The sequence below is a fragment of the Curtobacterium sp. BRD11 genome (assembly GCF_031844345.1).
GTDB lineage: Bacteria > Actinomycetota > Actinomycetes > Actinomycetales > Microbacteriaceae > Curtobacterium.
In genome coordinates, this window is record NZ_JAUZUZ010000003.1 from 59,079 (window position 1) to 84,783 (window position 25,705).

Below are 25,705 nucleotides of genomic sequence, written 5' to 3' on the forward strand. Positions count from 1 at the left end.
GGTCCTGACTGTCGTGCGACGCGCTACGGCTGCGCCGCGTGCTTTCCTAACGTGTGGTGCCTGGCACCTTCGGCAGTGCGCCGCCGGCCGCAGCGTTGCGGTCCGGGCGGAAGTTCGAGAAGTCGGCACCGGGGATGTCCCGGACCGCTTCGAGCGAGGTCTCGATGGCGTAGGCCTCGGTGTCCTCGGGGCCGACGAGCGGCAGCCGGACGCGCGGGCTGCCGATCCGGCCGAGGCCGTGGAGCACGTACTTCGCCGCGACGGTCCCGGGGACGTGGGTCATGATCGCACGGACGAGCGGCTCGACGCGCTTGTGCTCCGCGGTGGCGGTCGCCAGGTCGCCGCGGTTCACGGCGTCGACGATCGTGCGGTACGGCGTGCTCGTGATGTTCGCCGTGACGCCGATCAGCCCGGTGGCGCCGATCGACAGGTGCGGGAGCACGTTCGTGTCGTCGCCCGAGAAGTACATGAGGTCGGTGTTGTTGAGCACCCGGGAGACCTCGGCGAAGTCGCCCTTGGCGTCCTTCACGGCGAGGATGTTGGGGTGGTGCGACGCCCGCACGATGGTCTCGTACGTGATCGGGATGCCCGTGCGGCCAGGGATGTCGTACAGGATCACCGGCAGGTCGGTGGCGTCGGCGATCATCCGGAAGTGGGTGAGGACGCCCGCCTGGGTCGGCTTGTTGTAGTACGGCGTGACGATCATCACGCCGTCGGCGCCGGCCTTCTCGCTCTGCTTGTAGAGGTGGATCGCGTGCGCGGTCTCGTTGGAGCCGCCGCCCGTGATGATCTTCGCGCGGCCCGCGGCGACGGACTTGCCGACCTCGACCAGGCGGAGCTTCTCCGGGTCGGTCAGCGTGCTCGTCTCACCGGTGGTGCCGGTGACGACGATGCCGTCGGCGCCGGCCGTGATGCAGTCGTCGATGTGCTGCTCGACGCCGGGCCAGTCGACCTCTCCGTCGGCCGTGAACGGCGTCACGAGGGCGACGAGGACCTGACCGAAGGGATTCTCACGCGGGGACACGCCCTCCAGCGTACCGGGGATGCGCGACGGCACCGCCGTCCGGTCGGACGGTGCGCGGCTCGCGGACGGTGCGACGCCGCGGCCCGTTCCGGCGCGGCTCGGCTGCGGCCGGGAGGCGCGGCCCGGCTCCGTGCGGGAGGCGCGGCTCGCGCACGGCGCGCGGCTGCGGCCGGGAGGCGCGGCTCGGCTCCGTACGGCGACTCGCGGTCCGGCAGGTGGACGCCGCGCGCTGGCGCGGTGCACAACCGGAAGCACGTCGCGCCACGGGATTGCGTGGCGCGACGTGCTTCGTGTTGTGCGCGAGCACGTCGCGCCGGCCGCGCCGGCCCGCGCCGGCCGCGCCGGCCGCGCTCCCGAGGGCGCTACGCGCGGCGGCGCCACTCCCGGAAGCGGTAGCGGGTGGCGTCGACGCGCGACTCCTGCCACGGGCCCTCGTCGACGAGCTCCCACGCGTCGTCGAGCGCCGGCGCGCGGGTGTCTCCCGGTACGTCACGGTCGACGATCGTCTCGGACACCCGGTCGGCGAAGGGCAGGGCGTCGGCGTAGACGGCTCCCCCGCCGATCACCCACACGGTCTCGTCGGTGTCGAGTGCGGTCGCCAGGTCGTGCACGACCTCGGCGCCCTCGGCCGACCACGAGGGGTCCCGCGTCAGCACGACATTCCGACGCCCCGGCAGTGGTCGGAACCGCGGCGGCAGTGAGTCCCAGGTGCGCCGCCCCATCACGACCACGGCGTCGCCGGTGACCTGCCGGAAGTGCGCGAGGTCCTCCGGGACGTGCCACGGGATGCCGCCGTCGGCGCCGATCACGCCGGACGCGGTGCGCGCCCAGACCATGCCGACACCGCGGACGGGCTCGGTCCAGGCCATCAGACGGCGACCGCGGCCTTGATCGCCGGGTGGTGCTCGTAGTCGACGACCGTGAAGTCCTCGTACACGTAGTCGTCGATCGAGTCGCGCGGAGCGATCTCGAGCGTCGGGTACGGGTACGCCGTGCGGGAGAGCTGCTCGCGGACCTGCTCGACGTGGTTGTCGTACACGTGGCAGTCGCCGCCGGTCCACACGAAGTCGCCGACCTCGAGCCCGGTCTGCGCGGCGATCATGTGCGTGAGCAGCGCGTAGGACGCGATGTTGAACGGCACGCCGAGGAACATGTCCGCGCTCCGCTGGTACAGCTGGCACGAGAGCTTGCCGTCGACCACGTAGAACTGGAAGAACGCGTGGCAGGGGGCGAGCGCCATCTCCGGCACGTCGGCGACGTTCCAGGCCGAGACGATGAGACGACGGGAGTCCGGGTTCGTCCGGATCTGCTCGATCACCTGGGCGATCTGGTCGACGTGCTCCCCCGACGGTGTCGGCCACGAGCGCCACTGCACGCCGTAGACCGGGCCGAGGTCGCCGTCCTCGTCCGCCCACTCGTTCCAGATGCGCACGCCGTGCTCCTGCAGCCACCGGGCGTTGCCGTCGCCGCGCAGGAACCAGAGCAGCTCGTAGGCGACGGACTTGAAGTGCACGCGCTTGGTCGTGACCAGCGGGAAGCCCTGCGACAGGTCGTACCGGAGCTGCGCGCCGAAGATGCTGCGCGTGCCGGTGCCGGTGCGGTCGCCCTTCGGCGCACCCTCCTCGAGCACCCGGCGCAGCAGGTCTTCGTAGGGAGTGGGGACGGTGGGATCGGGCTGCACGGTCTCGCTCACACGGAGAGCCTACGTCCACGACACGGCGAGCCTCCGTCCACGAGGAGAACCCGGGGCTCGCTGAGTACCGTGGGCCGCATGTCGACCCAGCCGCTCTCGATCCTCGTCGCCGGTGCGTCCGGCTTCATCGGGACCCCCCTCGTCCGCGCCCTGCGCGAGGCCGGACACCACGTCACGACCCTGACCCGCAGCGAACCCCGCACCGCGAGCGCGTTCCGCTGGTCCCCCGGCACGCGACCGCTCGACCCGGCGGTGCTCGACGGCGCGGACGTGGTGATCAACCTCGCCGGCGCGAACATCGGCAGGCTGCCCTGGACCGAGTCGTACAAGCGGGAGATCCTCGACTCGCGCGTGCAGGCCACCGAGACCCTCGTCGAGGCGATGCGCCACGCGACGAACCCTCCGGCGCTCTTCCTGTCCGGGTCGGCCTCGGGCGTGTACGGCGACCGTCCCGTGGACGTCCTCGACGACGACGCCGAGGCCGGCCGGGGCTTCCTCGCCGACGTCTGCACGCAGTGGGAGGCCGCCGCGACCGCAGCCCCCGAGGGCGTCCGCGTCGTCCTGCTCCGCACCGGCATCGTGGTCGGGCAGGGCGGCGGCGCACTCGCACCCCTCGTGCCGCTCACCAAGGCGGGACTGGGCGGCAAGCTCGGCACCGGTGGCCAGTTCTGGCCGTGGATCGCGCTCGAGGACGAGGTCGGCGCGATCGTGCACCTCGCCACCAGCCCGGAGGCCGCCGACGTGCGCGGCCCCGTCAACCTCGCCGGACCGGAGGCCGCGGTGTCGAACCGCATCACCCGCCGCGTCGCCGAGGACCTGCACCGCCCCTACCTGTTCAGCGTGCCGGCCTTCGCCCTGCGAACGCTGCTCCGCGAGGCCGCCGACGAGATGCTGCTCTCGACCCAGCGCATGGAGCCGCGCAAGCTCACCGGGTCCGGCTACCGGTTCCGGTACGAGCGCGCCGAGGACGCGGTCGACGCGGCCTTCTGACCCGACGACCGGAACGACCCGACGAACCGGAACGACCCGACGACCGGAACGACCTGACGACTGACGGACGGGAGGCCCGTGGCGGACACCACCACGGGCCTCCCGTCCGTCAGCGGGTCGCCGCCGCCTTCACCAGTGCGGTCCGCATCGCCGCTCGCGCGCGCTTGCGGTCACCGGCGGCGTCGTAGACGATGCCCAGTCGGTACCAGCCGCGCCAGTCCTCGGGGTCGGCCTCGACGGCGTCCCGGTACCGCGGGAACAGCTCGTCGGCGGCCTCGCGCGTGGGGCGCCCCGACGGGCGGACGGGGACGACGTCGTCCGGGGTCGCGCCCTCGCGCTCGAGCCGCGCGCCGAGCCGTGTGATGCGCAGCCCGAAGCGGACCTCGAGCACGAGCAGCAGCGCGCCGATCGCCGCGACGACGAACAGCGCGACGCCGATGCCGATGCCGATCGGCTGCCCGGTCACCACGAACGCGACCGCACGCTGACCGACGAGCCCGATGTAGAGCGCGAGCAGCAGGGTCATCAGCGCCGCACCCCAGAACGGGGAGCGGAGGGACCGCCAGGTCGACGTCACGGCTGGCCGATGCCGAGGACGCTGCCGAGCCCGACGGTCAGGCCGCGGGCACCGACCACGGCGGACAGCGCCGCCCGGACGCCTGCGACGTACGCCACGTCGTCGTTCGTGTCGTGGCGGATCGTGACGGTCTCACCGGGGCCGCTCAGCAGCACGTCCTGCACCGCCTTCACCCCCGGCAGACGCAGAGAGTGGATCGGGACGCTCGCCACCTGCTGCCCGCGGGCACGCTGGTCGACGTGCGGGGCGTCGACGGGACCGACCTCGCGACGGGCGTCCGCGATGAGCTCGGCGGTCCGGACGGCGGTGCCCGACGGGCTGTCGATCTTGCCCGCGTGGTGCGTCTCGACGATCTCGACGGACGGGAACCACGGCGCGGCGATCGTGGCGAGGTGCGTGGCGAGCACCGACCCGATCGAGAAGTTCGGGACGACGAGCACACCCTGGTCGGGCCGCGCCTCGAGCCCGGAGCGGAGCGTCGCGAGGCGGTCGAGCGACCAGCCGGAGGTCCCGACGAGGACGTTCGCGCCGCTCGCCAGGGCGTGGTCGACGATCGCGGGGCTCAGCGCCGGGACGGTGACGTCCACCACGACGGCTGCTCCACCGAACACCGACGGCGGTGCCTCGTGCACGGCGTCCTTCGAGGACAGCGACGCGACGAGCTCGAAGCCGTCGAGCGACTCCACGACGGAGGCCACCAGGCCCCCGAGACGACCGGTGGCGCCGACGACGGCGACGGGAGTGACCATGGCTCCATCCTAGGATCGACGCATGCCGCTCCAGGTCAGGTCCGTGCCCGCCGACGCACCCGAGGTCGACGCGCTGCTCGACGCCTACCTCGACGAGCGCGAGGCGACCTTCCCGAGTGCGCAGGGCTCGTACTCGCGGAAGCGCACCCCGGCCGTCGAGTTCACGGCGCCGAACGGCGTGTTCGTGGTCGCGTACGAGGTCGACGAGGACGGGGCGCTCCCGATCGGGTGCGGCGGCCTGCGACGGATCGCCGCCCGTGCGGACGGCGATGCCACCCCGGACGACGACGCACGGTTCGAGGTGAAGCACGTCTACGTCTCCCCCGCCGGACGGGGTCGGGGCGTCGCGACCGCGGTGATGGACGCACTGGAGGGCGCCGCGCGGGACCTCGGCGCGACGAGCGTCGTCCTCGACACGAACGACTCACTCGTCGCCGCGGGTGCGATGTACCGGAGCCGCGGGTACGAGCGCACCGCGGCGTTCAACGAGAACCCCAACGCGACCGCCTGGTACTGCAAGCCGGTGCGCTGACCGGTGTCGTGCCTCCCGGCCGGCCCCGTGGCGCGCTGGGTGGTGCGCCGCTAGACGGGTTGTTCGACCGGCAGACCCGTGCGGAGCTCCACCGGCAGGTGGGCCAGGTCGTTGAGGGTGACCACCTCGGCCGGCTTCGCGGAGCGGATCCGGATGATGGTGAGCGCCGTGTGCGCCACGTTGGTGCCCATCCAGCGCCACTCCGGTGCCTGGAAGGCCTCGCGGACGAACCAGCCGATCACGGCGTTGTGCGTGATGAGCAGGTCGTGGCGGTCCTCGCGCGCCGGGGTGAACCACTCGGCGACGGCGTCGCCCATCTGGGCCTGCCCGGCGACGATCTCCTCTTCCGTCACGCCGCCGTACCAGCCCTGGTACGCGTGCGGCATGTCCGGCGTCGGTCCCGACGGGATGCAGTCGAAGAGCAGCGTCGAGGGCTCCGGCTGGATCGAGGGCAGCCGCTGTGCGAGGTACGCAGCCGTCTCGCTCGGGGCGTCGAGCGGCGAGTGGTACACGCCGTCGAAGGGCACCCCGCCGAGGCGGTCGGCGACGAGCACTGCCTGGCGCTTGCCGCGTTCGGAGAGCTTGCCGTCGCGGAGTCCGTGCTCGGCGTCCTGGTGTTCGCCGTGCCGGACGAGGTACAGGTAGTGCGACACGTCCGTCACCCCTCGACGCCGATGGCCGCGGCGAGTTCGTCCCGCTGCACGGCTCCCACCACCGAGGTGATCGTGGGTCGGGTGAGCAGGTCGCGCGCCAGGTCGAGCACGTCGCCGGCGGTGACCCGGTCGACCCGCTGCAGCGCGGTGCCGAGGTCGGTGAACTCCCCCGTGCCCAGTTCGGACCGGCCGAGGCGGGTCATCCGGGCGTCGGAGTCCTCGAGCGAGAGCGTCAGGGCTCCCTCGATCTGGCCCTTGGCGCGGCGGAGCTCGTCCTCGGTGATGCCGTCGTCGACCATCCGTGCGAACTCGGCGTCGATGATCTCGACCACGCCGGCGACGTTGTCCGGGGCACAGCCGGCGTAGACGCCGAAGGCGCCGTTGTCGAGGTAGGCCGGGGCGAAGGAGGACACGGCGTAGGCGAGTCCGCGGCGCTCGCGGACCTCCTGGAAGAGGCGCGAGCTCATGCCCCCGCCGAGCACGGCGTTCAGCACGCTGAGCACCGGGCGGCGTTCGTCGCGGAGGTCCAGCCCCTGCGAACCACGGAGCATGCTGACCTGCTCGGTCGGCCGGTGCGCGACGGCGAGGCGCGGCACCGCCGGGTCGGCGACGGGCTGCGGAGAGCGCCGGGCGAGCGGCGAGGCCCGCGGGGCGTCGCGGAAGACGCGCTCGACGAGCTCGCGGAAGCGGTCGTGGTCGACGGCACCAGCGGCGGTGACGACGATGCCGTTCGGTGCGTAGTGCTCCCGGTAGTGGTCGAGGACCTCGTCGCGCCCGACGGCACGGATGCTCTCGGGTGTCCCGCCGATCGGACGGCCGAGGGGGTGCCCGTCGAAGGCAGCGGCGAAGAAGGCCTCGCCCGCGACGTCCGCCGGGTCGTCGGCGGCCATCGCCAGCTCCTCGAGGATGACGCCGCGCTCGACGGCGAAGGCGTCCGCGTCGAGCACCGAGCCGGTGACCATGTCGCCGATCACCTCGACCGCCATCGGGACGTCGGTGTCCCGGACCCGCGCGTAGTAGCAGGTGTACTCCTTGGCGGTCGCGGCGTTGTGCTCACCGCCCACGGAGTCGAACGCGATGGCGATGTCGAGTGCGCTGCGTCGACCGGTGCCCTTGAAGAGCAGGTGCTCGAGGAAGTGCGTGGACCCGAACTGCCCTTCGCGCTCGTCACGGGACCCGACACCGACCCAGAAGCCGAGGCTCGTGGAGCTCGCCCCCGGCACCGACTCGGTGAGGACCCGGACACCGGACGGCAGCACGGATCGACGGACGAAGGCACCACCGGACGTCAGGAAGGACGTGTCCTGGGCCTCGAGCGGCAACGGCACTGGCTGGTTCATCGCAGGAGAGCCTACTGACCCGGCGGGGCCGATCATCCAGATTCCACAGGCTCGCAGCGCGTGCCTCGAACTGGGGTACATTCGAGGAGGATAGAAAGACTCGTCTGTCTGTCCTCACTGTGGTACAGTCGTCACATCGGGTCGGAAGCCCCCCTAGATTCCGACCCGATGGCTCGGGACATCAGTCCTGCGCGGCGGAGTCCCCCCACTCCCCCGCGGAGCCGATGAGTCCGAGGAGCAGCGCTGTGACGGTCGATTCCCCCCAACCGGCCGTCCAGCGTCTCCCCGGCCCGAGCACGAACCTCGCGTCGCCGGACGGGTCGAGCGTCCCCCCGGCTCCCCGCTCCGGCGGCGCGAAGGTCCGCATCCTCGAGACCGCGTCGAGACTCTTCTACGAAGAGGGCATCCGCGGCGTCGGCGTCGACCGCCTGATCTCCGAGGCCAGCGTCACGAAGGCGACGTTCTACAAGCACTACGGGTCGAAGGACAACCTGATCCTGGCCTACATCCGGGCGCAGGACGAGCGGGTGCAGCAGGCCTTCGCGCGCCTGGTCGAGGAGGCCGCCTCCCCGGTCGAGGCCGTCCGCGCCTGGGTCTCCGCCGTCTCGGACGACGTCGGCCGACCGGACTTCCGCGGCTGCGCCTTCCTCAACGCCGCTGCCGAGTACCACGATCCCCGCGACCCGGTCCGCCAGGTCGTCGCCGCGCACCGCGACTGGTACACGGAACAGCTCTTCGAGTTGCTGCAGCGCGCCGGACACCCGATGCCGGGCGACGGCGCCGACGAGCTCATGCTCGCGCGCGACGGCGTCATGGCCGGTGCGTACGCCGGCGACGCCATCGCGGCCACCGCCGCGCTCGGGCGGGTCGTCGAGCGCGTCATCACGCGCTGACCGGGACGGGCGCGTCCGACGCCTCCCGAGTGGGCAGCGGACGGCCGGGAGGCACGTGGCGGCGCCGTCCCGCGCCTCCCGTCCGTCCCATCCACGGGACAGGACGCGGGTGTTGGCTGGACGCATGGCCAACGACCCCAACTGGAACCTCCCCGAGGTCCCCTCGTTCACCCTGAGCAGCCCCGACTTCAGCGACGGAGGCGCACTGCCCGACTGGGCACGCGGCTCCGACGCCGATGGTGAGGACCGCTCCCCCGCACTCGAGTGGTCCGGCGCCCCCGACGGCACGCAGAGCTACGTCCTCACCGTGTACGACCCCGACGCGCCGACCGGCTCGGGCTTCTGGCACTGGAGCCTGACGGACGTCCCGGCCTCGACCACGTCGCTCCCGCAGGGCGCCGGCACCGACGACGCGCTGCTGCCCGCCGAGGCGCTGCGGCGTCGCAACGAGTACGGCACGGACACCTTCCTCGGTGCCGCCCCGCCCGCCGGCCACGGTCCGCACCGCTACGTCTTCACCGTCAGCGCCCTCGACGTGCCGGTGCTCGAGGCCCCCGCCGACGCCACGCCGGCGGTCGTCGGCTTCCTGCTCCGCGAGCACCTGCTCGGCCGCGCGCAGCTCACCGGCACGCAGGAGACGCCCGCCTCCTGACGCCGCCCGGGACACGGCGACGGCCGCCGCTCCAGCAGGAGCGGCGGCCGTCGTCGTGTCAGCAGCGCGAGGCGCGAGGGATCAACCCTCGGCGTTGTCCTCGGTGTGCTTCTCGTGGCCCTCGCGGCCCTCGGTGTCCACCTCGTCGGCGACGACCGGCGCGAGCGAGAGCTTGCCGCGGTCGTCCACCTTGGTGACCTCGACCAGGACCTTCTGGCCGACGCCGAGCACGTCCTCGACGTTCTCCACGCGCTTGCCACCGGCGAGCTTGCGGACCTCGGAGACGTGGAGCAGACCGTCGCGGCCCGGGAGCAGCGACACGAAGGCACCGAACGTCGCGATCTTGACGACCGTGCCGAGGAACTGGTCCCCGATCTCCGGGTTCGTCGGGTTCGCGATGGCGTTGACCTGCGCACGGGCGGCCTCGGCCGACGGGCCGTCGACGGCGCCGATGTAGACGGTGCCGTCGTCCTCGATCGAGATGTCGGCGCCGGTCTCGTCCTGGATCCCGTTGATCGTCTTGCCCTTCGGGCCGATCAGCTCGCCGATCTTGTCGACGGGGATCTGCACCGAGATGACGCGCGGAGCGGTGTCCGCCATCTCGTCGGGGGCGTCGATCGCCTCGGTGAGCACACCGAGGATGGCCGAGCGGGCCTCCTTGGCCTGCTTCAGCGCGGCGTCGAGGACCGACGACGGGATGCCGTCGAGCTTCGTGTCGAGCTGGATGGCGGTGACGAACTCGGAGGTACCGGCGACCTTGAAGTCCATGTCGCCGAGGGCGTCCTCGGCACCGAGGATGTCGGTCAGCGCCGCGTAGCGGGTCTGGCCGTCGACGGTGTCGGAGACGAGGCCCATCGCGATGCCCGCGACCGGCGCGCGCAGCGGCACACCGGCGTTGAGGAGCGACAGGGTCGAGGCGCAGACGGAGCCCATCGACGTCGAACCGTTGGAGCCGAGGGCCTCGGACACCTGACGGATGGCGTAGGGGAACTCCTCGCGCGACGGCAGCACCGGCACGAGGGCGCGCTCGGCGAGGAAGCCGTGCCCGATCTCGCGACGCTTCGGCGAACCGACGCGACCGGTCTCACCCGTCGAGTACGGCGGGAAGTTGTAGTGGTGCAGGTAGCGCTTCTTCGTGACGGGCGACAGCGAGTCGATCTGCTGCTCCATCTTGAGCATGTTCAGCGTGGTGACGCCGAGGATCTGCGTCTCGCCGCGCTGGAAGATCGCCGAGCCGTGGACGCGCGGGATCACGGCGACCTCGGCGTCGAGCGGACGGATGTCGGCGAGGCCGCGACCGTCCATGCGGACCTGCTCGGTCAGGATGCGGCCGCGGACGACCTTCTTCGTGACCGACTTGTACGCACCGCTGACCTGGCCGTTGGCGGACTCGGGGAGCTCCCCGGCCTCGACCTTGGCGGCGACGGCCTCCTTGACGCGGGCCTTCAGGGCGTCGTCCTTGTCCTGACGCTCGAGCTTGCCGGCGATCTGGTAGACGTCCTTGAGCTCGTCGAGGGCGAGGGCCTCGACGGCGGAGTAGACCTCGGGGGCGTACGGCGGGAAGACCGGGTAGTCCTGGATCTCCTTGGCCGACTGTGCGGCCATCTTCGCCTGCGCCTCGACGAGGACCTTGAGGAACGGCTTGGCCGCCTCGAGGCCCTGCGCGACGATCGCCTCGTCGGGCTTGGTGGCGCCGCCCTGGATGAGGCCCCAGGCGTGCTCGGTCGCCTCCGCCTCGACCATCATGATCGCGACGTCCTCGTTGCCCTGGTCGTCGGTGACGACACGGCCGGCGACGGTGAGGTCGAAGACCGCTTCCTCGAGCTGCGAGGCCTTCGGGAACGCGACCCACTGGTCACCGATGAGCGCGAGGCGCACACCGGCGATCGGGCCCGAGAACGGCAGACCGGAGATCTGCGTCGACGCGGACGCCGCGTTGATCGCGAGCGCGTCGTAGAACTCGTCCGGCGCGATGCTCAGGACGGTGATGACGATCTGGACCTCGTTGCGCAGGCCGTCGACGAACGACGGGCGCAGCGGCCGGTCGATGAGACGGCAGACGAGGATCGCCTCGGTGCTCGGACGGCCTTCGCGACGGAAGAACGAACCGGGGATCTTGCCGGCGGCGTACGAGCGCTCCTCGACGTCGACCGTCAGCGGGAAGAAGTCGAAGCCCTCACGCGGGTGCTTGCCGGCGCTGGTGGCCGAGAGGAGCATGGTCTCCTCGTCGAGGTACGCGGCGACCGCGCCCTGGGCCTGCTGTGCGAGGCGGCCGGTCTCGAACCGGACGACACGCTTGCCGAACTTGCCGTTGTCGATGACGGCTTCGGCGAACTTGATCTCGGGACCCTCCAAAAGGGTGCCTCCTTGACGTGTTCGGCAGACCTGGGCGACGGCACTCGTGGTGCGTGCGCGCCGAGGGGTCGGGGCGCATGTCTGGCCAGCAGTAGAAGCACTCGGGACTCCGAACGGCCCGCGAGCCACCACCGATGACCAGCTCCGTGCCCGGTCTGCGCAGTGTTGTGTGCCAGCTCCGCGAGTGTGACGTCCGGAGCGTGACGTCCGGAGAACGGTCCCCGGACGATGAGGACTTTACCAGTCCTCAGGCACCCGGCGGGTGTTGCTCCTGGCGAACGGGCGTGTCCCCGGTAGCCTGCCGACATGCGCACCAGCCCTCCCCGGCGCGTGCTCGTCGCGGCCGCCGTGGTCGTGGGCGCGCTCGTCGCACCGGTCGTCACCGCCCTGCCCGCGAGCGCGTCGACGACGGAGTACCCCACGTGGCAGGACGTGCAGCGCGCGAAGGGGGACGAGCAGGCCGCGGCCGCAGAGGCGACGAAGGTGCAGGCGGCACTGCGGTCCGTGCAGGCCGACGCCGCGGCGAAGTCGCAGACCGCCCTCGACGCCTCCGAGGCCGCCGACCGTGCCGAGGCGGACCTCGCGTCGGCGACGCAGACCGCCACGGCGCTCCGGTCCCAGGCCGACACCGCCGAGCGCACCGCCACCCAGGCGCAGGACCGTGCGGGGCAGCTCGCCGCGACCCTGTACCGGGACGGCAGCCAGAACGCGATGACCACGCGCATCGCCACCACGGACGACCCGGACCAGCTGCTCTACCAGCTCGGCGCCGTCGACCAGCTCTCGAGCACGTGGGAGGGCGTCCTCGAGGACGCCTCGGTCGCCGGCCGCACGGCGGAGTCGCTGCACGACCAGGCCGAGCGTGCCGAGTCCGAGCGGAGCACCCTCGCCGCCGCCGCCGAGGAACGGTCCGCCACGGCCCGGACGGCCTCCGACGCCGCCGAGCGGGCCGTCGCCGACACCCAGCAGCACAGCGACGAGCTCTACGCGCAGCTGGCCACCCTGAAGGACACCACCGCCACGACCGAGCAGCGGTACGAGCTCGGCGTGCAGGTCGCCGCACAGAAGGCCGCGCAGCAGCGGGCGCGCGAGCGAGCCGCCGCAGCCCAGCGCGCGGCGGCGGCAGCCGCCCCCTCGGCCCCGGCGCCGGTCGCGACCAGCGGCGGGACCGACACGTCCTACCCGAGCACGGGCGGCGTCACGGTCGACCCGGCCGGTGCGCAGGCGTACGCCCGCAGTGCGATCGGCGCCTACGGCTGGGGCGGCGACCAGTTCTCGTGCCTGGTCTCCCTCTGGAACCAGGAGTCGGGCTGGCGGGCCAACGCCCTCAACGCCTCGAGCGGTGCGTACGGCATCCCCCAATCACTGCCCGCGAGCAAGATGGCGGTCGCCGGGGCGGACTGGCGGACGAACGCCGCCACCCAGGTCAACTGGGGGCTGGCGTACATCCACGACGCCTACGGCTCGCCCTGCGCGGCGTGGAACCACGAGATGAGCGTCAACCCGCACTGGTACTGACCGGCCGACACCGTCCGGTACCGCGGGTCAGTGGCCGAGGCCACCGAGCAGGGACGCGAAGTCGGTCGGCGCGGCGAGCGTCTCCTGCTGCGGCGTCCGCCGGGAGGCGCGGATCGCCCAGGCCAGGTCGACCCCGGCCCGGCGGATGCGTGCGTCCAGCGCGGCGGAGTCCGCCTCGCTCCCCCAGTCGTCGGTCGCGGTGAAGACACCGGTCGGTACGACGGCGGCGCGCAGGTACGCGAACACCGGGCGGAGGGCGTGGTCGATCGCGAGCGAGTGCCGTGCGGTGCCCCCGGTCGCCGCGAGCAGCACCGGCAGGTCGGTCACGCCGTCCTTGTCGAGCACGTCGAGGAACGACTTCGCCAGACCGCTCATCCCCGCGGTGAAGACCGGGGTGACGAAGACGAGCGCGTCGGCCTCGAGCACGGTGCGCTGAGCGGCGGCCAGGCCCGGTGCGGCGAACCCGGTGAGCATCGCGTCGACGATCTCGTGGGCGATCGGACGCAGCTCGACGTGACGGACGTCCACCGTGCCTCCCGGCTGGTCGGCCGAGACGGCGGTGACCGCGGACGCGGCGAGCCGATCCGCGAGCAGGCGGGTGGAGCTGGGCTCGGAGAGCCCGGCGGAGACGACGGCGATGGTGGTCATGACAGTTCCCGACTTTCGATGCGTTTGCATGAACATCGTACCGAACCGTGACCGGGGCGCAACCATTCCCGGTCGTGGCCGGCCAGGGACGAGGAACGCCCCGGTCCTCACGAGGAGGACCGGGGCGTTCGGTCACGCAGTGTCTGCGAGTCGACTAGCGACGCAGGCCGAGGCGCTCGATGAGCGCACGGTAGCGGCTGATGTCGACGTCGGAGAGGTACCCGAGGAGACGGCGACGCTGACCGACCATGAGCAGCAGACCACGACGCGAGTGGTGGTCGTGCTTGTGCTCCTTGAGGTGCTCGTTCAGGTCGTTGATGCGACGCGTCAGAACGGCGACCTGGACCTCGGGGGATCCGGTGTCGCCCGGGTGGGTCGCGTACTCTTCGATGATCTCCTGCTTGACCTTCGCGTCAAGTGCCATGGATGATCCCCTTCCTGTCCGTTGCGCGGTGCTCATGCCTGATGCATGGGCGCTCTTTGTCCGCGGCCGTTCGACGGCAACCGGACGAGACTACCAGAGTTCAGGCTGGGCGGGCGCGCAGCCGCTGCCGTCGCGGCACCGGCAGCAGGCTCCGGACGAGCCCGACGAGGGTGGCACCGAGCAGCCCGCCGAGACCGTTCGACAGCACGTCCCGCGGATCCGCGACCCGGTACGGCAGGAAGCGGGCCTGCGCGAGCTCGATCCCGACCGACAGGACGACCGCGACCACGGCGCCCAGCAGCCACCAGCGACGCGGCAGCCACAGCGCCGCGATCATCCCGACGGGGACGAACATCCCGATGTTCGCGAGGAACTCGACCCGGTCGTAGGTGAACCAGGCACCGTGCGGCAGCTGCTGCAGCCAACCGATCACGTGCAGCACGAGCTCGTCCTGCGCATGCGTGAAGACCCGCGGCGTGAGGGTCATCCGCCAGATCACCCAGGCGTAGCCGGCGGTGAGGGCGAGCAGCAGGAGCTTCCGGAACATCCGGTCAGTATCGCTGCCGGCTCCTGGCAGCCGGCCGCGCCCCACCTGGGCGGACGCCGGGCCACCCTGGCACGACGCTGTGGCCTGCTGCCAGCATGGACCTATGCCGGAGCAGGGGACGCGCGGCCGCACCAGGGGCAGCGGACGACGACAGTGGGCGGTGCTCGCCGTCGGAGCGGTCGTCGCCGTGGCCGTGGGCGGGCTCGTCCTCTCCACGGTGTCGGGGTCCGATGACGGTCCGGACGGCACCGGCACCCCCGGCGCGACGACGACGAGGAGCAACGGTGTCGAGCCGGGCCGGGCGATCGCGGAGCGCGAGTCGGCCGCGGCCGCGTTCCCGGGCGGCCTGGCCCACCAGCCGGACCAGGACGGACAGGCTGCGCGCCGAGCCGCCGCGGCCCGGGCGGACGGCGAGCGCGCGACCGCCGAGCAGATCGACGTCATCGCGGACCAGCCCGTCGCGACCTGGCTGACGAACCCCTCCGAGTCCGTCACCCGACAGGTCGTCCGGCGGGTGGTCCGGGGCGCCGAGCAGCAGCACCGCACGCCCGTCTTCGTCCTCTACGCGATCCCGGACCGCGACTGCGGCAGCTACTCCGCCGGCGGCACCGCCGAGGACGCCTACCTGCCGTGGGTGCGGTCGGCCGTCCGGGCGATGGCCGGCTCGCACGCGGTCGTGCTCGTCGAACCGGACTCGATCGCGCAGATCCACGTCTGCGAGCGCCTCGGTCGGGAGCGCCTGCGACTGCTGGACCGCGCCGTGGACGAGCTCGCCGGACACGGGTTGACGGTGTACCTCGACGGCGGCAACGAGGACCGGGTCCCCGTCACCGAGATGGCACGGTGGCTGCGGGCGGCCGGGGTCGACCGGACGCAGGGCTTCGCGACGAACGTCTCGAACTTCTACCGGGTGGACACGGAACGCGCGTACGCCGACCGGTTGGCGGACGCGATCGGTGGCGACCCGCACTTCGTGATCGACGTCTCGCGGAACGGGCAGGGCTGGCGCGGCACCTGGTGCAACCCCGAGGGTGCGGGACTCGGACAGGCACCGCACGTCACCGCGGGGTCCACCCGGCTCGACGCCCTGCTCTGGGTGAAGACGCCCGGGCTCAGCGACGGCACCTGCAACGGCGGACCGGCGGCCGGGCAGTGGTGGGAGTCGTACGCCCTGGCGCTGGTGGAGCACCGCCAGCGCGACTGACCCGCCGGGCCCCCGCAGCCGCAGCCGGCCAGCCGCTCCGGACCGGGCAGCACCGTCGTCGGTCGTCGGTGGTTCCATGGCGCCATGACCGCCACCCGCCGCCACTCCGTCGTCCCGCCGTACCTGCTGCGCGCCGTCGCCGCCGCGTCGGAGCACCCCCGCGCGGCCTCGGCGGCACGGACCGCGCTCGCCGAGATGGACGTCGTCACCGCTCCGAAGCACGAGCACCGCGTCCGACCGCAGGGCATCAGCGGCACGGTCGACCGATCGCCGCAGCGCACCGTCGCCGACGCGCGCGGCACGACCACCCTGCCCGGCACGGTCGTCCGGCGCGAGGGCGACCCCGACTCCGGTGACGCCGCGGTCGACGAGGCGTACGCCGGACTCGGCGCGACGCACGCGTTCTGGCTCGACGTGTTCGGCCGGGTGTCGATCGACGGCGCCGGGCTCCCCCTCGACGCCACGGTGCACTACGGGCAGGACTACGACAACGCCTACTGGGACGGGCGGCGCATGGTGTTCGGCGACGGGGACGACGAGGTGTTCCGGCGCTTCACGGTCGCGCTCGACGTCATCGGCCACGAGCTGGCCCACGGCGTGACCCAGTACACCGCCGACCTGACGTACCAGGGGCAGTCGGGCGCGCTGAACGAGTCGGTGAGCGACGTGTTCGGTTCGCTGGTCGCGCAGTACGCCGCCGGGCAGACCGCCGACCAGGCCACGTGGCTCATCGGCGAGGGGCTCTTCACCGACGCCGTGCACGGCGTGGCACTCCGGTCGATGCGGGCCCCGGGGACCGCGTACGACGACCCGGTGCTCGGGAAGGACCCGCAGCCGGCGACCATGGCCGACTACGTCGAGACCACCGAGGACTCCGGCGGCGTGCACCTGAACTCGGGCATCCCGAACCACGCGTTCTTCCTCGCCGCGACCACCATCGGCGGGTACGCGTGGGAGGGCGCGGGAGCCGTCTGGTGGGACGCCCTGACATCGCCCGAGACGACCGAGGACATCGACTTCGCCGGCTTCGCACGGGTCACGGTCGACGCCGCCGCGGCACGCTTCGGGCAGGGCTCGACGGAGCACGCCGCGGTCGAGGACGCCTGGCGGAGCGTCGGCGTGCTCACCGGTCCGTGACGGCGTAGAACCGGAGCATGCAGATCGTCGTCCGCCGCAGTGGTGGGTTCGCCGGCCTCTCGCGGGGATGGCGGATCGACACCGACTCGTGCGACGACCCGGACGCCTGGGACGACCTGGTCGGCGCCCTCCCGCGCGAGGCCCCGGCGCGGCGGCGGCAGGCGGTGCCCGACGACTTCACGTGGACGGTGAGCGTCGCCCGCACCACCGTCACGATCCCCGGCAGCCAGCTCGACGGCGCGTGGGCGGCCCTCGTCGCGCGGGTGCGCGACGAGGGCGAGCCGATCAGTCGGTGACGTCGACGACGACCAGCCGTCGCGTCGGTCGCGTCATCGCCACGTAGACCGCGGCCGCGGCGCGTGCCGCGTCGGCGCCGACCCGGTCGGGGTCGACCAACAGCACGCCGTCGAACTCGAGGCCCTTCGCGTCCGCCCCCGTCAAGACCGTCACCGACCCCGGTCGCGGCGAGCCGAGCCCCCGGACGTCGGCGTCGGTGCGGGCGAGCCGCTCGCGGACGGCGGTGAGCTCGGCCTCGGGCACGATGACGCCGATCGTGCCGGAGCCGATGCGCTCCCGCTCGGCGTCCACGTGCTCGGCGACCGTGTCGAGCAGCGCCGCCCGGGGCACGGACACGCGGTCGACCGGGTCGCCGTCGCGCACGGCCTCGGTGCGCGTGACCGCCAGTCCGGCGGCGTCGGCGAACGCACCCGCCGCCTGCACGATGGAGCGCGGCGTGCGGTAGTTGACCGTGAGCTCGGCGATCCGGTGGTCGAGCGGTACCACCGGCGCACGTCCGCGACGGCGGCGTGCGAGGGCACCGACGACGTCGTCCCACGTGCGTGCGGCTGCCGGCGAGGAACCCTGCGCCATGTCACCGACGATCGTGAACGACCGCAGCGGGTTCCGGCGGGCGAGGACCCGCCACTGCATCGGTGAGAGCTCCTGGGCCTCGTCGACGACGATGTGCCCGTAGGTCCACTCCCGGTCCTCGGCGGCGCGCTCGGCCGTCGTGCGGGGATCGCCGCCCTCGGCGAAGGACCCCGCGACCTGCTCGGCGGAGACGATGCCCTCGACGCCCATGTTCTCGATCGCCTGGCGGGCGTTCTCGATGTCGCGATTGCGGCTGGCCTTGGCCGCGCGCTTCGCGGCACCGCCGGTCGGGTCGAACGGCCCGAGGAGCTCGGCGGCCTCGTCGAGGAGCGGGACGTCCTCGATCGTGAAGCCCGCGCCACGCGGCCGCTGGAGCAGTGCGCGGCGTGCGGGTGTCCAGTCCGGCGTGAGCGAGGCGAGCCAGTTCGGGCGCGCGTAGAGGTCCTCGAGGAACTTCTCCGGCGGCAGCGGCAGCCACGCGGTGTTGAGCAGGACACGGGCGTCGTACGAGCTGCGGATGTCCTCGCGCAGGACCTTCTCGTCGGCCTCGTCCACCGTCGTGCCGCGGGCGCGGAGCTGGTCGGCGAGCAGGCGGGTCATCGCGTCGAGGGCGATCTTGTTGAAGGTCACCCGGGCGACGTTGTGCGGCTTCCCGCGGTCCTGCGCCCGCTTGAGGGCGTCGGCGACGAGCTGCGGTGGCACCGTGAGCCGCTCCCCCTCGACGTCGAGCACGACCGCCTCGGTGGGGACGACCTGGCGGGAGCGGACCGCACGGCGGAGCAGCGACGCCATCTGCGCCGAGCCCTTCACCGCGGCGACGTCCCCGTGGTCGTGCATCGTCGCGTGCACGCCCGGGTACAGCGACCCGAGCGAGGCCATCACCACGCCGGTCTCGCCGAGCGACGGCAGCACCTGCTCGATGTACGTCAGGAACGCCGGGGACGGCCCGACCATGAGCACGCCGGAGCCCCGGAGCCGGTCGCGGTGCGTGTACAGCAGGTACGCGGCGCGGTGCAGCGCCACGGCGGTCTTGCCCGTACCGGGGCCGCCCTGCACGATGAGGACGCCCTCGAGCGCGGAGCGGATGATGCGGTCCTGCTCGCCCTGGATCGTCGCGACGATGTCGGTCATCCGACCGGTGCGCTCGGCGGTGACCGCCGCGAGCAGCGCTCCCTCGCCCTGCAGGTGCGTGCGCTCGTCGTCGTACAGGGTCGCGTCGAAGACCTCGTCCTCGACGTTCACGACCGTGCGACCCTCGAGCGTCAGGTGGCGGCGGGCGCGCATGCCCATCGGGTGCGCTGCGGTCGCCTGGTAGAAGGCGCTCGCACCGGGGACGCGCCAGTCGAGCAGGAGCGGTCGGTGCTCGACGTCGCGGAGGCCGACGCGGCCGATGTACCGGAACGTGTCGTCGGGCGACTCCGGCTCGGACACCTCGAGCCGACCGAAGACCAGGCGGTCGCCGACGCGGTCGAGCGTGGCGATCGTGTCCTCGTACAGGCGTGCGTAGGCGTCACGCTCGCTGCGGCTCTGGTGGTTGCCGCCGACCGCCTGGCGGCGGGTCTCGGCGAGACGCTGCTCGGCCTCGGACGTCAGCTCGTCGAGACGGGTGAAGAGACCGTCGACGTAGCTACGTTCGCGGTCGGTCTCGGTCGGTTCGGACACACGCCACCCTTCGGGAAACAGGGGTGTCCAGTGTAGTCCCGCCGGGCGACCTCCGGGGGCGACGAGACGCACGGGCGACCGGGGGACGGACGGAAGTCGCGGTGTCGGCCGACACCCCTCCCTCGCAGGCTCGGTCGGCGCGCCCCGCGCGACGCTTCGCGTCGCCGCTCAGCGGGGCGCGCCCGTCCGTCCGGGGGGCGGCAGCCCCTACATCTCCTCGTGCGTGTCCGGGTCGCCGTCCCAGAGACGCCCGCGCTCGAGCCCGGAGATCGCGCGGACCTCGTCGTCGGTCAGCGCGAAGCCGAAGACGTCGAGGTTCTCCCGCTGCCGGTCCGCGTCGCCGGACTTCGGCACCGGGACCGCGCCGAGCTGGACGTGCCAGCGCAGCACGACCTGGCCGGGCGTCACGCCGTGCGCGGCCGCCGCGTCGAGGACCGGCTGCTCGGTGAGCAGCTCGGACTGCTTCGCGAGCGGGCTCCAGCTCTCGGTGACGATGCCGTACTCGGCGTGCACCTTGCGGAGCTCGGCCTGCGGGAAGTACGGGTGCAGTTCCACCTGGTTCACCGCCGGGGCGACACCGGTGGCGTCGATGATCGCCTTCAGGTGCTCGGGCGTGAAGTTCGAGACGCCGATCGAGCGGACCTTGCCGCTGTCCCGGAGGTCGACGAAGGCCTTCCACGTGTCGACGAACTTCCCGACCGACGGGTTCGGCCAGTGGATGAGGTACAGGTCGACGCGGTCCAGCCCGAGGTTGCCGAGCGTCTCGTCGATCGAGCGGTGTGCCTCGTCGTAGCCGTGGTGCCGCCCGGGCAGCTTCGACGTGACGACGAGGTCCTCGCGGTCGACCTCCGACTCGCGCACGGCGCGGCCGACGGCGTCCTCGTTGCCGTAGTTCAGCGCGGTGTCGAGCAGCCGGTAGCCGCTCGTGATCGCCGCGCCGACCGCTGCGGCGCCCTCGTCGCCGTTCAGCCCGTAGGTGCCGAGGCCGAGCTCCGGGAAGCGGTGGCCGTCGTTCAGCTCGATGGTGGGCGCGCCGACCTGCATCAGCGGACCCCGAGCAGGTCGATGATGAAGATGAGGGTCTTGCCGGAGAGGAAGTGCCCGCCGCCGGCCGGGCCGTAGGCGAGCTCCGGCGGGACGGTGAGCTTGCGGCGCCCGCCGACCTTCATGCCGGGGATGCCCTCCTGCCAGCCACGGACGAGTGCTGCGAGCGGGAAGTCGATCGGCTCGCCGCGGTTCCACGAGCTGTCGAACTCCTCGCCGGACTCGTACTCGACGCCGGCGTAGTGCACCTTGACGGTCGAGCCGGGCTGCGCGACGTCGCCGTCACCCTCGACGATGTCGGTGATCACGAGCTCGGTGGGGGCCGGGCCCTCGGGGGCGTCGAACTCGGGCTTGCTGTTGAGGTCAGTCATGGCGTCAGTCAACCAGCTGGGGTGTGGTGGCTTCCCCGGCGGCGCGGACGTCTCGCTCCCCGCGAACGGGCACGATCCGTCACGCTCAACGGACGAACGCGACACACTCCGCCCGCTCGCGTCGCCGGAGTGCGCAGATTCCGCCCGCTCGCGTCGCCGGAGCCCGCAGATTCCGCCCGCTCGAGGCGGCGCAGGCCGCAGAATGGTTCCACCGTGACACGACCTGACACCACACCCCGCCGCCGCCTGCTCGCCGACCTCACCCCGCTCCGCCGCTCCCCCGCGTTCGCGCGGCTCTGGGCCGGCACGGCGATCGCCGGCATCGGCACGCAGATGACCACCGTCGCGGTCGGCCTCGAGGTGTACGAGATCACCCGCTCGACCTTCGCGGTCGCGCTCGTCGGCGTGATCGCCCTCGTCCCGATGATCGTGGCCGGGCTGTACGGCGGGATGCTCGCGGACGCCTTCGACCGGCGGCTCGTGGCCCTCGTGTCCGCGATCATCGCCTGGGCCGCGGTCGCGCTCATCGCCACGCACGCCTGGCTCGGGCTGCACAGCGTGGCGCTCCTCTACGTGCTCGCGACCGTCAACGCCGTCGCCGCGACGGTGAGCAACGCCTCGCGTTCGGCGATCGTCCCCCGGCTCGTCGGGACGGACCTGCTCCCGGCGGCGAGCGCCCTCGGTGGCATCGCGTCCGGGTTCCAGGTGACGGTGGGCCCGGCGATCGCCGGTGTCCTCATCGCGAGCGTCGGCTTCGCACCGACCTACACGATCGACGTCGTGCTCTTCACGTTCGCCTTCCTCGGCGTCTTCACCCTCCCCCGGATGGCGGCGGAGCACGACGCCCTCCGGCCCGGGCTGCGCTCCCTGGTCGAGGGTGCGCGGTTCCTCAGGCGGTCCCGCAACATCACGATGACGTTCGTGCTCGACATCGTCGCGATGACGTTCGGCCAGCCGCGCGTGCTCTTCCCGGCGATCGGGGCACTGGTCATCGGCGGCGGGTCGATCACGGTCGGCACCCTGACCGCCGCCTACGCCGTCGGCGCGCTGCTGTCGAGCGTGTTCTCCGGCCCGCTCGGGCACGTGCGACGCCAGGGCGAGGCCGTCGGCTGGGCGATCACGGCGTACGGCGCGGCGATCGCGGCGTTCGGCGTCGTCATCGCGGTGGCGCACCTGCTCGGCGGTCGGTCCGGCGAGGCCTTCGGCGTCGAGATCCTGCCCGCACTCGGACTCGCGGCGCTGTTCCTCGCGGCGGCGGGCGGCGCGGACAACGTCAGCTCGGTGTTCCGGAACACGATCCTGCAGGCGGCCTCGCCCGACGGGATGCGCGGACGGCTGCAGGGCATCTTCATCGTGGTCGTGACCGGCGGCCCGCGCCTCGGCGACCTGTACGCCGGGCTCGTCGTCGCGGCCGGCATCGCGTACCCGCCGATCATCGGCGGCGTGCTGATCATCGGACTCGTGGCACTGCTGCTCCGGCTGGTGCCCTCCTTCCGCCGGTACGACGCACTCGACCCGCACGCGAACTGACCGGCGGGTGCCGGCCCCGTCAGGTCCGAGACTCGGCCTGGCGGACGAGACTCGCGCGCGGGAACGGCGAATTTGTCCGCGGGGCCGAGTCTCGTGCACCTGCCCGAGGACGGGAGGCGCGTGGCGGTGCCGCACCGCGCCTCCCGGCCGTCGTGGGGTCGGGTACGGTACATCGCATGCCCGACAGCGCCTCGCGCGACCTGCAGCGGACCGGCGTCCGCGCGGTCGTCCGGCGCACCTACCACTCGGTGATCCGCCACCGCGTCGTGGACGCCGCGGCCTCCCTGACGTTCTTCGCCCTGCTGACCGTGTTCCCCGCGGCGCTCGCCGTCGTGTCGGCCCTGTCCGTCGTGGACCGGCAGGGCGACAGCCTGACCGACATCATCCAGGTGCTGGGCTTCATCGTCCGCCCCGAGACCGCGCAGCACCTCGAGGGCCCGCTGCGCCAGCTGCTGACGCTCGACAACCCGTGGGTGGGCTTCTCGATCGGGCTCGTCCTGACGCTGTGGTCGCTCTCCGGGTACGCCACGGCGTTCGGACGCGCGATGAACACCGCCTACGAGGTCGAGGAGGGCCGGCGGATCTGGAAGTTCCGCAGCATGATGCTCCTCGTCACGTTGCTCGTGATGGTGGGCGGGGCGATCGCGATCGTGATCCTGCTCGGCACCCCGACGATCTCGGCGGCGATCGTCCGGCAGCTGGGGTTGGCACCGTGGATCGACGACCTGTGGAACGTGGCGAAGTGGCCCGTGCTCGCCGTCGTCCTCGTGGTGATGGTGGCGGTCCTCTACTACGCGACGCCGAACGTGAAGACCCCGCAGCTGCGGTGGGTGTCGGCCGGAGCGGCGTTCGCGATCGTGACCTGGGCGGTGGCGACCCTCGGCTTCTCGATCTACGTCGAGACGGTCGGCGGCAGCGGGAACCGGGCCTACGGGTGGCTCGGTGGCGCGATCCTGCTGCTCGTGTACCTGTACATCTCGAACTTCGTGCTCGTCGTCGGCGGGGAGCTCGACTCCGAGGTCATCCGGATGCGCCAGCTCCTCGCGGGCATCGAGGCTGACGAGTCGATCCGACTGCCACTCCGCGACGTCACGCGGAACTTCACGCTCGCACGCTGGCGCGACCAGGACATCGCTGCGGCGCACCGGGTCCGGCTCGCCGCGCAGCAGCGTGCCGAGGACGAGCACGAGGAGCCCTCGCCGACCGAGGAGCACCTGCGCGCGATGTCGCACCAGGTGCGGGTCGGCGAGCCCCCGCTGCCCTAGGCTCCAGCGCTCGCGCGGCGCTCCGCACGACGCAACGTCGGCGACGCCTCGCAGCGCTGTACCGCTGCGCAGTGCCGCCGAGGTTGCGTCCCGCGGGACGGGGTCAGCGCTCGCGCGCGACCCGCTCCGCCTCGGCGTCCAACATCTCCTCGGTGACGATCGGGATCGCCCCCGTCGCGAGCTCGATGCCCGACAGCCGCGCCGGCGACAGGACCCGCTGCACCTGGTCCTCGTCCATCAGCCCCGCCGCCGTGACGAGCGTCGCGATCGGCGTCGAGGTCGTCAACGCGGTGTGCGCGATCGACGCCGCGGCCGCGTAGCCGATGTAGGGCGTCAGCGCGGTGACGACGCCGACGTTGGTGTCCACCTGCGCGGCGAGCTTGGCCTCGTTCGCCTCGATGCCCGTGACGCAGTTCACCCGGAGCGTGGCGCACCCGCTCGCCATCCACTGCAGCGACTGCAGGATCGAGTGGGTGATGATCGGCTCGAAGGCGTTGAGCTGCAGCTGCCCGCCCTCGGCGGCCATCGTCACCGTGGTGTCGGCACCGGCGACGGCGAACGCGATCTGGTTGACGACCTCCGGGATCACCGGGTTGACCTTGCCCGGCATGATCGACGACCCGGCCTGGCGCGCGGGCAGCGTGATCTCGCCGAGCCCCGCCTGCGGCCCCGACGCGAGCAACCGCAGGTCGTTGCAGATCTTCGACAGCTTGGCTGCGCTGCGCTTCACCGTGCCGGACAGCGTCATGAAGGCACCGGCGTCACTCGTCGCCTCGATCAGGTCGGGCGCGGTGACGATGTCGAGCCCGCTCGCGACCTGCAGCTGCCGACGGACCTCGTCGCGGTACTGCGGGTCCGCGGTGATGCCCGTGCCGATGGCCGTCGCCCCGAGGTTCGTCTCCGCGAGCAGCGGCGAGACCGTGCGGAGGAGCAGGACGTCCTCCTGGATGGTGTGCGCGAACCCGGTGAACTCCTGCCCGAGGGTCATCGGCACGGCGTCCTGCAGCTGCGTGCGCCCGACCTTCAGGACGTCCTGGAACGCCCGGCCGCGCTCGGCGAACGCGTCGGAGAGCAGTTCGAGTTGCTCGGTGAGCCGCCGCACCCCCAGGATCATCGCCAGCTTGATGCTCGTCGGGTAGGTGTCGTTCGTCGACTGGCTGCGGTTCACGTGGTCGATCGGGTGCAGGTACGCGTAGTCGCCCTTCTCGCGCCCGAGGATCTCGAGGGCGCGGTTGGCGAGCACCTCGTTCGTGTTCATGTTCGTCGACGTCCCCGCGCCGCCCTGCACGACGTCGACGACGAACTGGTCGCGGAGGCTCCCGTTGCGGACCTCCTGCGCCGCCTGGTCGATGGCGTCGGCACGCTCGGCGTCGAGCACCCCGATGGCCTTGTTCGCCCGCGCGGCGGCCTGCTTCACGGTCGCGAGCGCCTCGACGAGGTCCGGGTACACCGCGATCGGCACCGACGTGATCGGGAAGTTCTCGAGCGCCCGGAGGGTGTTGATGCCCCAGTACGCGTCGGCGGGGACCTCGAGGGATCCCAGCGAGTCGGTCTCGGTCCTGGTGCGCGCTGCTTCGTTGCCGGTCACCCTGTCGAGGCTAGCCCGTCCGGCCGGTCGGGTCCGGCAGGCGGGCGCGCGTGGTGACCGACGACGGACGGGAGGCCCGTGGCGGCGTCGCCACGGGCCTCCCGTCCGTCAGGTGGACGTGACCGTCAGTGGAACTGCGGGACGATCAGGTAGATGCCGTAGAGCACGGCCAGGCCGGAGACGGCGAAGCACGCGACGGCGAGCGCGCGGAACGCGCGGACGCCGGGCTGGACGGTGCCGGGCTGGGGGAAGCCGGCCGTGGCGGGGCCGACGGTGCCGTCGTCCTTCACGGTGTACTTGCCGGCGCGCGTGTCGGCGGCGCTCCAGAGGCGCAGGCCGATCGAGTAGACGAGGACCACGAAGCACGCGGAGACGACCGCGACGATCGCCACGGTGAGGAATGCGAACCAGTCGATGCCCATCAGCGGCGCCCTCCGCC

26 protein-coding genes are annotated in these 25,705 nt (G+C 72.4%); 10 read left to right on the top strand and 16 right to left on the bottom strand.

Going from position 1 to position 25,705, the window contains the following annotated elements:
* Positions 1 to 46 precede the first annotated feature (46 nt).
* From dapA to Q9R28_RS08245, 3 genes are all read right to left on the bottom strand, one after another.
* Positions 47 to 1,024 carry a 4-hydroxy-tetrahydrodipicolinate synthase gene (gene dapA, locus Q9R28_RS08235; RefSeq protein ID WP_058730183.1) on the bottom strand — a complete coding sequence of 326 codons (978 nt, stop codon included), beginning with the start codon at positions 1,022 to 1,024 and terminating at the stop codon, positions 47 to 49.
* A 362-nt stretch (positions 1,025 to 1,386) separates the two neighbouring features.
* Positions 1,387 to 1,893, bottom strand: coding sequence for a dihydrofolate reductase (locus Q9R28_RS08240; RefSeq protein ID WP_209686065.1), 507 nt, complete (start codon positions 1,891 to 1,893; stop codon positions 1,387 to 1,389).
* Entirely contained in the window at positions 1,893 to 2,717 is an 825-nt protein-coding gene (locus tag Q9R28_RS08245) for a thymidylate synthase (RefSeq protein WP_235426526.1), read from the bottom strand. The genes Q9R28_RS08240 and Q9R28_RS08245 overlap by 1 nt, the downstream gene beginning before the upstream one ends.
* Before the next feature lie 78 nt (positions 2,718 to 2,795).
* Between Q9R28_RS08245 and Q9R28_RS08250 the strand changes: the two genes are divergently transcribed.
* On the top strand, positions 2,796 to 3,707 hold the full coding sequence (locus Q9R28_RS08250) for a TIGR01777 family oxidoreductase (RefSeq protein WP_311205870.1): 912 nt from the start codon (positions 2,796 to 2,798) through the stop codon (positions 3,705 to 3,707).
* 109 nt (positions 3,708 to 3,816) lie between these two features.
* Here Q9R28_RS08250 and Q9R28_RS08255 read toward each other — a convergent pair whose 3' ends face one another.
* Both Q9R28_RS08255 and Q9R28_RS08260 read right to left on the bottom strand, forming a co-directional pair.
* Positions 3,817 to 4,284 carry a hypothetical protein gene (locus Q9R28_RS08255; protein WP_396137156.1) on the bottom strand — a complete coding sequence of 156 codons (468 nt, stop codon included), beginning with the start codon at positions 4,282 to 4,284 and terminating at the stop codon, positions 3,817 to 3,819.
* The gene (locus Q9R28_RS08260) at positions 4,281 to 5,033 is read right to left on the bottom strand and encodes a 4-hydroxy-tetrahydrodipicolinate reductase (protein ID WP_209686068.1); all 753 of its coding nucleotides are present in this window, start codon (positions 5,031 to 5,033) and stop codon (positions 4,281 to 4,283) included. Before Q9R28_RS08260 ends, Q9R28_RS08255 begins: the two co-directional genes overlap by 4 nt.
* Positions 5,034 to 5,055: 22 nt before the next feature.
* Here Q9R28_RS08260 and Q9R28_RS08265 point away from each other — a divergent pair, with 22 nt between their 5' ends.
* Entirely contained in the window at positions 5,056 to 5,565 is a 510-nt protein-coding gene (locus tag Q9R28_RS08265) for a GNAT family N-acetyltransferase (RefSeq protein ID WP_209686070.1), read from the top strand.
* A gap of 50 nt (positions 5,566 to 5,615) precedes the next feature.
* Here the strand turns inward: Q9R28_RS08265 and Q9R28_RS08270 are convergent, their stop codons facing one another.
* A complete protein-coding gene (locus Q9R28_RS08270) occupies positions 5,616 to 6,218 on the bottom strand; it encodes a histidine phosphatase family protein (RefSeq protein WP_066657952.1) in 603 nt (200 codons plus the stop codon).
* 5 nt (positions 6,219 to 6,223) lie between these two features.
* Positions 6,224 to 7,558 carry a pitrilysin family protein gene (locus Q9R28_RS08275; protein WP_251160862.1) on the bottom strand — a complete coding sequence of 445 codons (1,335 nt, stop codon included), beginning with the start codon at positions 7,556 to 7,558 and terminating at the stop codon, positions 6,224 to 6,226.
* Between the two features lie 245 nt (positions 7,559 to 7,803).
* On the opposite strand from Q9R28_RS08275, the gene Q9R28_RS08280 reads away from it, so the two are divergent.
* On the top strand, positions 7,804 to 8,451 hold the full coding sequence (locus tag Q9R28_RS08280) for a TetR/AcrR family transcriptional regulator (RefSeq protein ID WP_311205871.1): 648 nt from the start codon (positions 7,804 to 7,806) through the stop codon (positions 8,449 to 8,451).
* A 124-nt stretch (positions 8,452 to 8,575) separates the two neighbouring features.
* Entirely contained in the window at positions 8,576 to 9,103 is a 528-nt protein-coding gene (locus Q9R28_RS08285) for a YbhB/YbcL family Raf kinase inhibitor-like protein (RefSeq protein ID WP_311205872.1), read from the top strand.
* A gap of 81 nt (positions 9,104 to 9,184) precedes the next feature.
* Here the strand turns inward: Q9R28_RS08285 and Q9R28_RS08290 are convergent, their stop codons facing one another.
* Positions 9,185 to 11,458, bottom strand: coding sequence for a polyribonucleotide nucleotidyltransferase (locus tag Q9R28_RS08290; protein WP_066653253.1), 2,274 nt, complete (start codon positions 11,456 to 11,458; stop codon positions 9,185 to 9,187).
* Positions 11,459 to 11,764: 306 nt separating this feature from the next.
* On the opposite strand from Q9R28_RS08290, the gene Q9R28_RS08295 reads away from it, so the two are divergent.
* Positions 11,765 to 12,976, top strand: coding sequence for a hypothetical protein (locus tag Q9R28_RS08295; protein ID WP_251154816.1), 1,212 nt, complete (start codon positions 11,765 to 11,767; stop codon positions 12,974 to 12,976).
* 27 nt (positions 12,977 to 13,003) lie between these two features.
* Here the strand turns inward: Q9R28_RS08295 and Q9R28_RS08300 are convergent, their stop codons facing one another.
* From Q9R28_RS08300 to Q9R28_RS08310, 3 genes are all read right to left on the bottom strand, one after another.
* The gene (locus Q9R28_RS08300; protein WP_311205873.1) at positions 13,004 to 13,624 is read right to left on the bottom strand and encodes a CE1759 family FMN reductase; all 621 of its coding nucleotides are present in this window, start codon (positions 13,622 to 13,624) and stop codon (positions 13,004 to 13,006) included.
* A gap of 154 nt (positions 13,625 to 13,778) precedes the next feature.
* Complete coding sequence (gene rpsO, locus Q9R28_RS08305) at positions 13,779 to 14,048, bottom strand: 30S ribosomal protein S15 (RefSeq protein WP_058742593.1); 270 nt, start codon at positions 14,046 to 14,048, stop codon at positions 13,779 to 13,781.
* 100 nt (positions 14,049 to 14,148) lie between these two features.
* Positions 14,149 to 14,595, bottom strand: a complete 447-nt coding sequence (locus tag Q9R28_RS08310; protein ID WP_066653249.1) for a VanZ family protein — start codon at positions 14,593 to 14,595, stop codon at positions 14,149 to 14,151.
* A 103-nt stretch (positions 14,596 to 14,698) separates the two neighbouring features.
* Between Q9R28_RS08310 and Q9R28_RS08315 the strand changes: the two genes are divergently transcribed.
* The 3 genes from Q9R28_RS08315 to Q9R28_RS08325 all read left to right on the top strand — a co-directional run bounded on the left by Q9R28_RS08315 (position 14,699) and on the right by Q9R28_RS08325 (position 17,232).
* Positions 14,699 to 15,799, top strand: a complete 1,101-nt coding sequence (locus tag Q9R28_RS08315; RefSeq protein WP_311205874.1) for a glycoside hydrolase family 6 protein — start codon at positions 14,699 to 14,701, stop codon at positions 15,797 to 15,799.
* 84 nt (positions 15,800 to 15,883) lie between these two features.
* Entirely contained in the window at positions 15,884 to 16,936 is a 1,053-nt protein-coding gene (locus Q9R28_RS08320; protein ID WP_311205875.1) for a M4 family metallopeptidase, read from the top strand.
* Positions 16,937 to 16,953: 17 nt separating this feature from the next.
* Positions 16,954 to 17,232, top strand: a complete 279-nt coding sequence (locus Q9R28_RS08325) for a protealysin inhibitor emfourin (protein WP_066653244.1) — start codon at positions 16,954 to 16,956, stop codon at positions 17,230 to 17,232.
* Here the strand turns inward: Q9R28_RS08325 and Q9R28_RS08330 are convergent.
* The 3 genes from Q9R28_RS08330 to Q9R28_RS08340 all read right to left on the bottom strand — a co-directional run bounded on the left by Q9R28_RS08330 (position 17,222) and on the right by Q9R28_RS08340 (position 20,883).
* The gene (locus tag Q9R28_RS08330; protein ID WP_311205876.1) at positions 17,222 to 19,468 is read right to left on the bottom strand and encodes an ATP-binding domain-containing protein; all 2,247 of its coding nucleotides are present in this window, start codon (positions 19,466 to 19,468) and stop codon (positions 17,222 to 17,224) included. The genes Q9R28_RS08325 and Q9R28_RS08330 overlap by 11 nt on opposite strands.
* Positions 19,469 to 19,675: 207 nt before the next feature.
* Positions 19,676 to 20,512 (bottom strand): aldo/keto reductase, encoded by an 837-nt coding sequence (locus Q9R28_RS08335; RefSeq protein ID WP_311205877.1) that lies wholly within the window; start codon positions 20,510 to 20,512, stop codon positions 19,676 to 19,678.
* Positions 20,512 to 20,883: an FKBP-type peptidyl-prolyl cis-trans isomerase gene (locus Q9R28_RS08340; RefSeq protein WP_058728797.1), complete on the bottom strand. Its 372-nt coding sequence runs from the start codon at positions 20,881 to 20,883 to the stop codon at positions 20,512 to 20,514. Before Q9R28_RS08340 ends, Q9R28_RS08335 begins: the two co-directional genes overlap by 1 nt.
* 213 nt (positions 20,884 to 21,096) lie before the next feature.
* On the opposite strand from Q9R28_RS08340, the gene Q9R28_RS08345 reads away from it, so the two are divergent.
* Both Q9R28_RS08345 and Q9R28_RS08350 read left to right on the top strand, forming a co-directional pair.
* Positions 21,097 to 22,413: an MFS transporter gene (locus Q9R28_RS08345; RefSeq protein ID WP_311205878.1), complete on the top strand. Its 1,317-nt coding sequence runs from the start codon at positions 21,097 to 21,099 to the stop codon at positions 22,411 to 22,413.
* A gap of 176 nt (positions 22,414 to 22,589) precedes the next feature.
* Positions 22,590 to 23,678: a YihY/virulence factor BrkB family protein gene (locus Q9R28_RS08350; protein ID WP_251160870.1), complete on the top strand. Its 1,089-nt coding sequence runs from the start codon at positions 22,590 to 22,592 to the stop codon at positions 23,676 to 23,678.
* A 103-nt stretch (positions 23,679 to 23,781) separates the two neighbouring features.
* Here Q9R28_RS08350 and Q9R28_RS08355 read toward each other — a convergent pair whose 3' ends face one another.
* Both Q9R28_RS08355 and Q9R28_RS08360 read right to left on the bottom strand, forming a co-directional pair.
* A complete protein-coding gene (locus tag Q9R28_RS08355; protein WP_311205879.1) occupies positions 23,782 to 25,266 on the bottom strand; it encodes an aspartate ammonia-lyase in 1,485 nt (494 codons plus the stop codon).
* A 125-nt stretch (positions 25,267 to 25,391) separates the two neighbouring features.
* The gene (locus Q9R28_RS08360) at positions 25,392 to 25,688 is read right to left on the bottom strand and encodes a hypothetical protein (RefSeq protein WP_066653232.1); all 297 of its coding nucleotides are present in this window, start codon (positions 25,686 to 25,688) and stop codon (positions 25,392 to 25,394) included.
* Positions 25,689 to 25,705: the final 17 nt, after the last annotated feature.